The 11,387-nt window shown below is 70.8% G+C and carries 8 protein-coding genes and 2 pseudogenes; 6 read left to right on the forward strand and 4 right to left on the reverse strand.

Features of this window, described 5'->3' with window-relative positions; genetic code table 11:
- From ACLL9L_RS05265 to ACLL9L_RS05275, 3 genes are all read left to right on the forward strand, one after another.
- Window positions 1-105, forward strand: a 105-nt coding sequence (locus ACLL9L_RS05265; RefSeq protein ID WP_411283600.1) for a UBP-type zinc finger domain-containing protein, incomplete at its 5' end; no start/stop codon positions are given.
- Between the two features lie 327 nt (window positions 106-432).
- Window positions 433-1,659, forward strand: a complete 1,227-nt coding sequence (locus ACLL9L_RS05270) for a putative Ig domain-containing protein (protein WP_411283593.1) — start codon at window positions 433-435, stop codon at window positions 1,657-1,659.
- A 65-nt stretch (window positions 1,660-1,724) separates the two neighbouring features.
- A complete protein-coding gene (locus ACLL9L_RS05275; protein ID WP_411283594.1) occupies window positions 1,725-2,387 on the forward strand; it encodes a Maf family protein in 663 nt (220 codons plus the stop codon).
- On the opposite strand, the gene ACLL9L_RS05280 is transcribed toward ACLL9L_RS05275, so the two are convergent.
- The 3 genes from ACLL9L_RS05280 to ACLL9L_RS05290 all read right to left on the reverse strand — a co-directional run bounded on the left by ACLL9L_RS05280 (window position 2,375) and on the right by ACLL9L_RS05290 (window position 6,425).
- A complete protein-coding gene (locus ACLL9L_RS05280; protein WP_411283595.1) occupies window positions 2,375-3,541 on the reverse strand; it encodes a hypothetical protein in 1,167 nt (388 codons plus the stop codon). The genes ACLL9L_RS05275 and ACLL9L_RS05280 overlap by 13 nt on opposite strands.
- A gap of 137 nt (window positions 3,542-3,678) precedes the next feature.
- Window positions 3,679-5,256 (reverse strand): acyl-CoA carboxylase subunit beta, encoded by a 1,578-nt coding sequence (locus ACLL9L_RS05285; RefSeq protein WP_411283596.1) that lies wholly within the window; start codon window positions 5,254-5,256, stop codon window positions 3,679-3,681.
- On the reverse strand, window positions 5,253-6,425 hold the full coding sequence (locus tag ACLL9L_RS05290; protein ID WP_411283597.1) for an acyl-CoA dehydrogenase family protein: 1,173 nt from the start codon (window positions 6,423-6,425) through the stop codon (window positions 5,253-5,255). The genes ACLL9L_RS05285 and ACLL9L_RS05290 overlap by 4 nt, the downstream gene beginning before the upstream one ends.
- A 105-nt stretch (window positions 6,426-6,530) precedes the next feature.
- On the opposite strand from ACLL9L_RS05290, the pseudogene ACLL9L_RS05295 reads away from it, so the two are divergent.
- Window positions 6,531-6,923: pseudogene (locus tag ACLL9L_RS05295) on the forward strand (MerR family transcriptional regulator); the annotation flags it as partial.
- Window positions 6,924-6,938: 15 nt separating this feature from the next.
- Here ACLL9L_RS05295 and ACLL9L_RS05300 read toward each other — a convergent pair.
- Window positions 6,939-10,376 carry a BTAD domain-containing putative transcriptional regulator gene (locus tag ACLL9L_RS05300; protein WP_411283598.1) on the reverse strand — a complete coding sequence of 1,146 codons (3,438 nt, stop codon included), beginning with the start codon at window positions 10,374-10,376 and terminating at the stop codon, window positions 6,939-6,941.
- Between the two features lie 287 nt (window positions 10,377-10,663).
- Here ACLL9L_RS05300 and ACLL9L_RS05305 point away from each other — a divergent pair, with 287 nt between their 5' ends.
- Together ACLL9L_RS05305 and ACLL9L_RS05310 are read left to right on the forward strand one after the other, a co-directional pair.
- Window positions 10,664-10,939 (forward strand): hypothetical protein, encoded by a 276-nt coding sequence (locus tag ACLL9L_RS05305; protein WP_411283599.1) that lies wholly within the window; start codon window positions 10,664-10,666, stop codon window positions 10,937-10,939.
- Between the two features lie 166 nt (window positions 10,940-11,105).
- A pseudogene (locus ACLL9L_RS05310) lies at window positions 11,106-11,387 on the forward strand (sulfurtransferase); the annotation flags it as partial.

Here is an 11,387-nt window from a genome sequence, read left to right on the forward strand (position 1 = left end):
GAGCACGCGGAGAGACACTTCCGGACGCAGGGGCACCCGGTGATGCGCAGCTTCGAACCGGGCGAGGCCTGGCGCTGGTGCTACGTGGACGAGATCCTCGGCTGAGTCCAGCTGCGCCACCGTGCCCGATCCACCCCCGGGCCCCCTCGTGTTGCGGCCGGCGCCGCCCGCCCGCTTCACGTGTTGCGGCCGGCGCCGCGAATCCCGCCCCTTGTCGACCCCATGCGCGGCCCAAGCCGCAACACGTGGGGTCGGGGAGACGTGGGGTCGGGGAGTGACGTGGGGTACTACGACCAACGTCCCATTGCGCTCCTCACTGGTCGAGACGATGCTCGGGCCGTCCAGGAACCCCGGCCTGGCAGCCCTTCCTGGGCGGCACGCTCCTTCCGGGTGCCGCTGGCGTGCACGAGGCGCCGTGGCCTGGAGGCAGTCATGAACGGTCGACGTCGGATCCTTGCTTCGGTGGTGGTGATCGTGGCGCTGCTCCTGGGTTCAGCCGGCGCTGCGCAGGCAGCCGTCACCGTGACGCGCGCGTCGGTCAGCGGCACCACGCTGAGGCTCGAAGGCCGTGCGGCTGCGAGCCGCCCGATCACCGTGGACGGCGTGCGGATGGCGACGAGCAGCAGCTCGGGGAGCTTCAAGATCGACCGCTCCGGCTATGTGCCGCCAGCCGACTGCACCGTGGACGTGAACGACGGATCTGCGGCAGCGGTCACCGTGACATTGTCCGGGTGCACGGTGGCCCCGCCGTCTGCCGCCCCACCGCTGACCTCGGTGGCACTGAGCCCTACCGCGCTGAGCGAGGTCGGCTCCCTTGCCGTGGGTGAGGTCCTGCTCGCCGGCGCGGCGACCTCGCCGGTCACTGTCGCACTCTCCAGCAGCCACCCGGGCACCGCCCCGGTCAGCGTTCCGTCCGTCACGGTCGCCGCCGGCTCCACCCAGGCGGTGTTCACGGTGGCCTACACGACAGCAGTGACGACGCAGACGTCCGTGACGATCAGTGCCTCTGCCGGCGGGGTCACGAAGACGACCCTGCTGACCATCAACCCCCCTCCGGCCTTCGCCTTCCTCACTCCGTCCACCACGCTGGGCCCGGGCTTCGTCGGCACGAGCTTCGTGGACACGGCGTCCGGGACGACGATCAGCGTCACCGGTCGCGTCGGCTGCATCGGCTTCGACGTCGTCGCAGGCCAGCTCCCCGACGGCTTGTTCCTCCTCGACCCCAACCAGGGCGCCACCTCGTGCAAGCTGCCGGCGATCGCGGTCTCGGGCGTGCCGACCACCGTGCAGACGAGCACGTTCACCCTCCGCGCGACGGACGCCGCGAACGGTGCTCAGGCGACCACCGTCGTCACCATCACGATCAACCCGGCGCTGGGACTCACGATCACGCCCCAGCTGCCCTGGTCGCCCGTCGTGGGAGCCTTCTCCAACCTGTGGGTCACCGGCAGCGGCGGCGTCATCCCCTACACCTGGGTGAGGACCGCGGGCCTGCTGCCGCCGGGGATGTCGCTCGTCCAGGACAACCCCAGCGGGCCCCTGGTGCGTGTCACCGGCACCCCGAGCACCGCCGGGACGTTCAGCTTCACGCTGCGCCTGACGGATGCCCAAGGCTCAACGGGCGTCCAGGCCTTCACCGTCACGGTGGCGCCCCTCTGACCCTGTCCCGGGGCGACTGCGAGGACGGACGTGGCACCGCCTGACGACCGAACTAGGCTTGCACCATGACTGGCCGCGTCCCCCTCGTCCTCGCCTCCGCCTCGCCCGCGCGACTGGCCACGCTGCGCAGCGCCGGCATCGAGCCGACCGTCGTCGTCAGCGACGTCGACGAGGTCGCCGTGCTCCGTGCGGCGCAGGACCGGCTCGGCGAGCTCGCACCGGCCGATGTCGCCCTCCTGCTGGCCCGGGCCAAGTGCGAGGCCGTCGCTGCCGGACAGCCCGACGCCGTCGTCATCGGCTGCGACTCGGTGCTCGAGCTCGACGGCACGATCCACGGCAAGCCCGCCGACGCCGCCGAGGCGGTCGCCCGCTGGGAGCGGATGAGCGGCCGCTTCGGCATCCTGCACACCGGCCACTGGCTGCGCGACGAGCGCGACGACGCCGCCGGTGGCTCCGGGGCGACCCTCGGCGCGACCGCCTCCACGACGGTCCACTTCGCCACCCTGAGCGGCGACGAGATCGAGGCCTACGTCGCAACCGGCGAGCCGCTCCAGGTCGCCGGGGCCTTTACCGTCGACGGGCTCGGCGGCGCCTTCGTGACGCGGATCGAGGGCGACCACCACAACGTCGTCGGCCTGTCCCTGCCGCTGCTCCGGGACCTGATGACGCAGGTCGGCGTCGGCTGGTTCGACGTGGCGAGCAGCGCAGCTGGGGCTCAGGGGAAGTAGATCGGCCCGTCGAGGTGGCTGACGATGAGGTAGTTCTGGATCCACCACACCTGTTGAGCCAGGCCCAGGACCACCACCCCCGCCAGCCCGAGCATCTTCCACCGACGCCACGGCTTCAACCGCAGGAACCACGCGATGAACAAGGTGAACGGGAACGCGAGGATCGCATAGCGCAGCCGTGACGGTCCGGTGTTGGTGACGAGCAGCTGGTATGCCGGGTAGGCGCCGGCCCATCCCCAGATCTCCGGCCCCCAGCGCCACGTCCGGTGGGTGAGCATGAACCAGGTGAAGGTCGCGACGACCCCGATCCCGAAGAGCGCCCCGACCCAGCCGTAGGCGAACGTCAGGTAGTTCCACCACGTGCCGATCTTCAGCTCGCTCCCGATCCGCCAGGCCTGCATGGTCTGGCCGTAGCCGTCGGGCGTGCGGGTGACGAGGCCGATGACCGCCGGCCACAGCCCGGCCAGCGCCACCGACCCGACCGCCAGTGCCCCGAGGTGGATCCGGTCGCGCCGACCGAAGGCGTCGCCCTCGGTGCGCCGGCGGACGATGGCATGCGCGATGATCACCGGGGCCATCGCCATCACGACGTTGCGGCTCAGGGCCAGCAGCACCAGGGCCACGGCCACCCACCAGTAGCGGCGGGCCCGGACGAGGATGAGGGTGGTGACGACGAGCAGGATCGTCAGCGACTCGGTGTAGGTCGTCTGGAAGATCGGGGCCGAGATGAAGGTGCAGAGGCCGACGACCGCGACGACCGCCTCCCAGCGCCCGACCGCCTCGTCCACGAGCCGGAAGAGCAGGACCATGGCGACGGCGCCCAGGAGTGTCGCCAGGACGGCGCCGACGACGTAGAAGTCCAGCCCGGTGAGGCGCATCAGCACCCCGACCGTCATGGGGAAGAGTGGGAAGAACGCCCACGGGTTCATGTCGACGGTGCCCTCGTCGGTCAGGGGCAGCGTCGTCGGGTAGCCGTATGTGGCGATCTGCTGGTACCACTGCCCGTCCCAGTTGCCCATGACCACCCAGTAGCCGGGGGCCTTGTCCGTGGGGAACATGATCCGCAGGATCCCGTTCGGCGCCGGGAGGGCGATCTGGGAACGCTGCGCGATGAGCACGACGACGACCGTGAAGAGGCGCGTCGCGGCATACACCGCCAGCGGGAACCAGAGTTCGAAGCGTCGCCACCAGATCGGGCGGGTCGACGCGGCGAGGTCGGTCTCGGCGGTGGCGACTGCAGAGATGGGGACCCCTCGGGTTGGCGCGGACGTGGCAGCCCAGAATACCCGGGTCAGACCGGCGGGACCGACCTGCGCCGCTCGCTGAAGGCGCGGTCCCGGCGGGCGGCATAGCGCAGCCGGTGGAGCAGCTCGGCCCGCAGCTCGTCGGCCTCGATGATCCCGTCGAGGACGAGATCGGCGGCGAGACGCTCGAGGTCGACGTCCGCCTCGTAGTCCCGGCGCCGTTCGGCGATGAACTCGTCGCGGGCCGCCACGCCCCGGGTGGCCTCGATCTCGGCGATGGTGTTGGCATAGACCGCGTTGACCGCGGCCTCGGGACCCATCACCGCGATCCGGGCGGTGGGCAGGGCAAGGGTCGCGTCGGGCATGAACCCCGGCCCGCCCATCGCGTAGAGCCCGGCGCCGTAGGCCTTGCGGACGATGACGCAGAACTGCGGCACCGTCGCCTCGGCCACGGCCGACACCATCTTGGCGCCGTGGCGAATGATGCCACCGCGCTCGACCTCGGAACCGATCATGAAGCCCGGCACGTCGGCGAGGTAGACCAGCGGGATCGAGAACGCGTCGCAGAGCCAGATGAACCGGGCCGCCTTGTCGGCGCTGTCGGCGAAGAGGACGCCGCCCTTGACGGCGGAGTTGTTCGCGACGACGCCGACGCTCTCGCCGCCCAACCGGCCGAAGCCGATGACGAGCTCGGCCGCGAACAGCGGCTTGATCTCGAAGAAGGACTCCTCGTCGAGGAGGCCGTCGATGACCTCGTGGACGTCGAAGGGCACGGACTCGCGCTCCGGCACGGTATGCCGGGTGAGCGGCGCCGTCGGCTCCTCCACGCTGTAGCTGGGCGGCTTCTCGCGCCAGCTGCCCGGCACGTAGGAGAAGTAGAGCTTGGCGAGCTCGATGGCCTCCACGTCGTCCTCGACGAGCAGGTCGCCGCACCCGGAGACGGTGCAGTGCATCCGGGCACCGCCCATCTCCTCGAGCGACACCTTCTCTCCGATGACCATCTCCGCCATCCGCGGGCTGCCGAGATACATCGACGCGTTGCCCTCGACCATGATGACGATGTCGGTGAAGCTCGGGATGTAGGCCCCGCCGGCCGCGCTCGGCCCGAACAGGCAGCAGATCTGCGGGACCTTGCCGGAGAGCGCGACCTGGTTGTGGAAGATGTGCCCCGCACCGCGGCGGCCGGGGAACATCTCGACCTGGTCGGTGATCCGGGCGCCGGCCGAGTCGACGAACCAGAAGATCGGCAGCTCCTCGCGCAGCGCCATCTCGGTGGCCCGGACCATCTTCTCGACGGTGCGCGCCCCCCACGACCCCGCCTTGACGGTCGGGTCGTTGGCGATGACGATCGCCGCGCGGCCGTCGACCGTGCCGCGCCCGGTCACGACGCCGTCCGCGGGGAGCCCGACCGCGGTCGCGTTGGCGTAGCGACCGTCCTCGACGAAGGACGCCTCGTCGAAGAGCAGCCCGATCCGGTCGCGGACGGCGATCTTGCCCTGCGCGTCGAGCTTGGCCCTCGCCTTGGCGGGCGCCTCCGCCGAGGCCGCGTATGCCGCGGCGAGACGGGTCCGGACGTCGGCGACCCGGGGGTCACCGTCCGCGGCGACGTCGGGCTCGGGCGTCATGCGGGCAGGCCCAGGCCCCGGGCGATGAGCATCCGCTGGACCTCCGAGGTGCCCTCGCCGATCTCGAGGATCTTGGCGTCCCGGAAGAAGCGGGCCACGGGGTATTCCTCCATGAAGCCGTTGCCGCCGAAGACCTGCGTCGCGATCCGGGTCGCCGCGCCGGCCGCCTCGGTGGAGTAGAGCTTGGCGATGGCGGCTGCCTGCTTGACCTGCGCGACCGAACGGCGCCCGAGGTGCAGCTCGTCCTTGAGCCACGCGGCCTTGTAGGTCAGCATCCGGGCGGCCTCGACCATCACGGCCAGGTCGGCGATCTGGAAGGAGATCCCCTGGTTGGCGCCGATCGGGCGCCCGAACGCGACCCGGGTCCTGGCGTAGTCGGTGGACAGCTCGAGGCAGGCCTGGGCGCAGCCGACCGCCAGCGCGCTGATCGCGATCCGGCCGTCGTCGAGGGTCTTCAGGAACTGCTTGAAGCCCTCACCCTCGGCGCCGAGGAGGTGGTCGGCGGGGACGCGGCAGTCCTCGAAGGTCAGCCCGTGGGTGTCGGAGACGTGCCAGCCCAGCTTGCGATAGGGCGGCTCGACCACCAGTCCCGGGGTGCCGGAGGGGATCATGATGGCCGAGATCTGCGGCGTGCCGTCCTGTCTGGACCCGGTGCGGGCGGTGACGGTGACGACCGACGTGATGTCGGTGCCAGAGTTGGTGATGAACGCCTTGGCGCCGTTCACGACCCACTGCTCGCCCTCGCGGACGGCCCGGGTGCGGGTGGCCCCGGCGTCGGAGCCGGCCTCCGGCTCGGTCAGGCCGAAGCCCGCGAGCGCCCGCCCCGCGACGAGGTCGGGCAGGAACCGCTGCTTCTGCTCCGCGGTGCCGTAGGTCAGGATCGGGTTGATCCCGAGCCCCACGCCGGCCGAGAGCGTGATACCGATCGACTGGTCGACCCGGCCCAGCTCCTCGATCGCGACGACGAGGCTCATGAAGTCGGCGTCAGCTCCGCCGTACTCCTCCGGCACCACGAGCCCGAAGAGACCCAGAGCGCCCATCTTCGGGACGAGGTCCGTCGGGAAGTGGGCGTCTCGGTCCCACTCGGCGATGTGCGGCGCCACCTCGGCCTCGGCGAACTCCCGCACCACCGCACGGAAGTCCTCGTGCTCCTTGCTCAGCTCGAACATCGGTGTCCTACCCTTCGTGACGGGCCCAGCACCCGGGCGCGAGGGTCACCCGCGGGGCACACGGCATACTTGACGTTGACGTCAACGTAAAGCACAATCGGCCTCATGACAAGTCTGAGGACGGCGCCGCGGCAGACCTGGACGATCGCGCAGGTCGCGGACGAGTTCGGCGTCACCCACCGCACGGTCCGCCACTACGAGGACCTCCACCTGATCTCTCCCGAGCGGCAGGGGACGCAGCGGCTCTTCCACCGCCGCGACCGGACCCGGCTGGGCCTGATCCTGCGCGGCAAGCGGCTCGGCTTCCCGCTCGAGGAGATCCGCACGATCATCGACCTCTACGACGTGCCGCGGGGGCGCTCCTCCCAGCTCGAGTACGTGCTCGGCCAGATCGACGCGCGCCGCGCGGATCTCGAGCAGCGCCGGCGCGACCTGGACGACGCCCTGAGCGAGCTCGACCGCTTCGAACAGTCCTGCCGCACCGACCTCGACAGGCTTCGCGGACCGACTCGCTCACTGGACCCAGAGCTGGGAAAGGAGCGCCCCGGTACCGAAGGCGGCCTGGACGTTCCCGGTCCGCTGGGAGACGATCTGGGCCCCCCGTCGGTTGCCGAGGGCGACGACGGACGCGTCGTCGGTCACCATCTTGTCGACTCCGGCCCATGCTGAGAGCGCGGCGGACGGGTCGCTCGCCTCGAGGGCGTGAGCCCGCCGGGCCGCGGCGTCGATGGTCGGGTTGCAGTAGCCGGTGAAGGACAGGCCACCGCAGGCGAACAGGTCGTAGAACGTCGAGGCCCGGGGGTAGTCGGCGAGCCAACCGGACGAGGTGAAGATCTGGTAGCTGGGGAAGTCTCGGACGGTCGGCAGGGGTGCCACCGCCACGGTGTAGCCCAGGCCTCTCAGCACCTCGGCGAAGTACGCCGGGAAGCGGGACCAGAGGCCCTCCCCCGGAAGTGCGAACATGGTGATCGGCGTGGCCGTCGTCGCCGAGTCCTTGACGAGCTGCTTGGCCATGCCGACATCAGCCCCGCTGTATGGGCCTTCGGCCGGCCCGACCTGGTAGGGGCAGTACGGTCGGTAGGCGGGAAAGTTCGGCGGCAGCATCTGGCACGTCGCCGAGGCCAGGCTGGAGTCGGGCCCATAGAGCTCCACCAGCCTGCGTCGGTCGACGGCGAAGTTGAGCGCCCTCCGCACCCGGATGTCGTCAAAGGGCGCAACCCGGGGGTTGAGGTAGACGAAGTCGGTGTTGAACTGCTCGTACCGGTGCACCAAGGTCGGATGGCTGCTGACCACTGCGGCAAGGCTGCCAAGAATGGGCGTCCCGTCAGCCGCGCCTGAGACGACGTCAGCCACCGCCGCCTCGGGCGTCGCCGCCGTTCGGAAGACGATGCTGTCGGGATAGCCGTCGGGCTGGGCGGAGGACGACCACTGCTGGAAGTACGGGTTGCGACTGAGGGTCACCCCGGTGGACGTGGCTTGGCTGATGACGTAGGGCCCGGTGCTCGGAGCGGGACTGAGGGCCAGGTCGCGCAGGGGGGTCCCCGGCGGGGTGGCGACGACGAAGAACGCCAGCTTGTCGAGGAGCTCGGGATCCGGCTCCGTGAGCCGGATGGTCAACCGGCCCGACTCGTCGTCCGCGGAGACACCCCTGGAGAGGTCGCAGAGGTTGGGGAAGTCCGGATCCTCGATGCACCGCTGCGCCCCGACGACGGCACGGAAGAAGTCCGGCCGGCCGCCCCGGTCCAGCAGCGCCCGTTTGAAGCCTCGGGCAAGGTCGGATGCCACCACCGTCGCACCGGACGAGTAGCGCACCCCACGGCGGACCGTGAACACGTAGGTCAAGCCGCCGTCGGTCGGGTGGGGCAGCGTGGTGGCCAGATCCGGGACAAGTGTTCGTGACCCCCGCCCGCCGGCGGCCCGGAAGGTGACGAGGCCGTCGTAGACCGCACGATTGAGCTGGAGCGATTGTGGGTCGTACGCTCCCGCGGGATCGAGGCTCGTGAGCTTCCCGAACTCCGGGGGCGCGGTCCAGGTCAGGGTCCCCCCTCTGTGGATGCCGCTCGAGTACCCTCCGGCGGCTGCCCACACCTGGTCGCCCACGCGCGCCAGCGCCCGCGGGGCACTCTCGAGCGGGAGCCTCGTCTCGGCGCCGGTCGCCAGCTGGATCCGCGAGACGCTCCCCCCGAAGGCGTTGCTCACCCACACCTCGCCGCCGGTGGCGACCACGTTTGTCGGTCCGTCGCCGACCACGACCCGTGAGACGACGGAGGTCGCTCGCGAGATCCTCGAGACGGACTGGGAGAGTTCGTTGGCTACCCAGATGTCCGCGGGGGTGACGGCGATCCCCGACGGACCGGCGTCCACGAGGAACTCCTGCGTGATCGTGCCCTTCATCGTGTCCAGCTGGCTCACCGAGCCGCTGCGACCGTTGGACACCCACAGGGTCGTGCCCTCGAGCGCCAGTCCGTCCGGCCCGTCGCCGACGGGCACCGCCTTGGCCACCCGGCGAGTCCTCGGGTCGATGTGCTGCACCGCGTTGTCCCCGCTGTTGGCCACCCACACCCCGTCCGGCCCGGCGACCACCGCCGCCGGCTCGATGCCGACTTCGATCTTGTCGACGACGGTGTTGCTGTCGATGTTGATCCGCGTCAGCGTGGAGTCGCCAGCCACGACCCACACGTCGGCTCCGTACGCCGCGACAGCCTGGGGTTCGTGGCCGACACCACCCACGGTCTGGACGACACGGTGCGTCTCGGGATCGATCCGGACCACCTGTCCCTGAGACTGGTTGACCACCCACACGTCGCCGCCCCCTTCGGTCATCGCCACCGGGCTCCACCCGAGGTTGACGGCGGGACCGTCCAACCCCCCCTCGGTCAGGACCCCGGCACTGTTGGGCGGCAACGCGGTGATCCGACCCGACCGGGCGATCCAGGACGTTCCGCCCGCCAGCAGCGCCGCGAAGACGCCGATGACCGAGACAACGGCCACCCGCCGTTGGCCGCGAAGGGTTCGCCGGGGGCGGTCGGTCGGTGGGGGGTCCGGGGGGGACGTCGCCGAGAGGGGGCTCGACGGCGTGAGGCCGTCGTCATCCGCTCCCGGGGGGGTGTCCACCGGTCGTGCGCGTGGCTCGCTCGTTTGCCGCGCGAGCAGCTCCGGGTCCTGCCTGAGGATCCGCTCGTGGAGGGTCCTCAGCTCGTCGCCCGGCGCCACGCCGAGCTCCTCGTCGAGCAGGCCACGCACCTGCCGATAGGCATCGAGGGCCTCGGACTGTCGCCCCGAGCGGTAGAGCGCGAGCATGCGTTGGGCCTGAAAGCCCTCCCGCAACGGGTGCTCACTGACGAGCCTACCGAGCTCCGCCTCGAGCTCGTCGTGTCGCCCGCAGAGGAGCTCGGCGTCGACCCACGCCGCGGTCGCGGAGAGCCTCAGTTCTGACAGCCGAGCAGCCACGGGCGCCACGAACCCGAGGTCGTCGAGGTCCGAGAGGACCTCGCCCCGCCAGAGCGCCAGGGCGTCGGACAGGATGCCTGCGGCAGCCGCGCCGTCCCCGGCCGCGAGCGCCTGGCGACCCCGCCCGACGGCCTCCTCGAACCGGAGCGCGTCGAGCGAGCCGTCGGGCGGGTCCAACCGGTAGCCGTTGCCGGTGGTGACGAGGACGGTGCCCGGAGCTCCCTTCGCCCGCGTCGGCTCGAGGGCCTCACGCAGGTGGAAGACGTAGGTCTGGACGGTGGCGGTGCCGCCGTTGGGCACGTGCTCCGCCCAGACGGCGTCGACGATCCGGTCCAGGGAGACAGCGACGGCGGGCTCGACGAGGAGCCGGGCGAGGACGGCCCGCTGCCGCCTGCCCCCCAGCGCCACGGTCTGCCCGTCCCTGAGGACCTCCAACGGACCCAGGATCCGCAGGTCCAGACCGGTGTCGTCGTCCGAGTTCGCCGCGAGAGCCCAGCCCACCACCCACCGCCTATCGCCGGCGTCGTCCTGCCCTGAGCCAACGGTACTCGCACGGCCTCCGGGGTTCCCGGGAATTGAGTTCAACCAGACGGGCTCAGCCAGACGCACGGTGGCCCAACACCCCCCATCGAGCCCGACCCGGTGCGTTCAAGGACGCGCCAACCGCTGCTCCAAGCACTGGTCCAAGGAATGGTCCAAGCGAAGTTTGAGCCGTTTCCGAGGGCCCGACGGTGTGCTGGTCCAGACCGCTCCCGCCATCGAGGCGGGACAACCAGAAGGAGTCCACCATGTCGCACCGAACCATCACCCGCCTGCTGCTCGTCCTCGCCGTCACCGCCTCCGGGTGGCTGGTCACCGGCGTCGGCGTCGCGCACGCCTTGCGTCCCCCCGAGCCCGAGGACGGAACCATCACCCCCACCCCCGTCATCGACCCGACAGGGACGCCGATCCTCCAGTTCGTCCTCGTCGCCGCCCTCGCGTGCCTGCTGTCGGTGGCAGCAACCCTCGCCATCGAGGCCCTGGTCCGTCACAGCCACCGTGCTGACGGCCTGGTCCACCTCTGAGCGTCGTGTGAGGAGCGGTTTGCCTGCCACGGGCCCGCATTTCTGGGTGGAGGTATACCCGAGACGTCTAGCGCTCGGATATACCTCCACCGGAAGTTCATGATGCGAGCGGGCGTGTCACGATGAGGGACCGAGGACCGCAACCGACCCACAGAGGTGACCCGTCATGACCGCCGCCGCGGACGACACAGCCACGTTCAGTTCCTACGCCCACCCGGAGCGTCTCGTCTCGACGTCGTGGCTGGCCGAGCAACTGGCCTCCGGCAACCCCGACGGGATCGTCGTCGTGGAGTCCGACGAGGACGTCCTGCTCTACGACACCGGGCACATCCCCGGGTCGGTCAAGATCGACTGGCACCTCGACCTCAACGACCCGCTGACCCGTGACTACGTCGACGGCGAGCACTTCGCCCAGGTCCTCGCCCGCCGGGGCATCGGCCGCGACACG

It is taken from the genome of Lapillicoccus sp. (assembly GCF_046595215.1).
Classification (GTDB): Bacteria; Actinomycetota; Actinomycetes; order Actinomycetales; family Dermatophilaceae; genus Lapillicoccus.

Excerpts from the sequence above, each read along its gene's own strand:
- ACLL9L_RS05270 (WP_411283593.1), top strand. The coding sequence starts at position 433 with ATGAACGGTCGACGTCGGATCCTTGCTTCGGTGGTGGTGATCGTGGCG.
- ACLL9L_RS05275 (WP_411283594.1), top strand. The coding sequence starts at position 1,725 with ATGACTGGCCGCGTCCCCCTCGTCCTCGCCTCCGCCTCGCCCGCGCGA.
- ACLL9L_RS05285 (WP_411283596.1), bottom strand. The coding sequence starts at position 5,256 with ATGACGCCCGAGCCCGACGTCGCCGCGGACGGTGACCCCCGGGTCGCC.
- ACLL9L_RS05290 (WP_411283597.1), bottom strand. The coding sequence starts at position 6,425 with ATGTTCGAGCTGAGCAAGGAGCACGAGGACTTCCGTGCGGTGGTGCGG.
- ACLL9L_RS05305 (WP_411283599.1), top strand. The coding sequence starts at position 10,664 with ATGTCGCACCGAACCATCACCCGCCTGCTGCTCGTCCTCGCCGTCACC.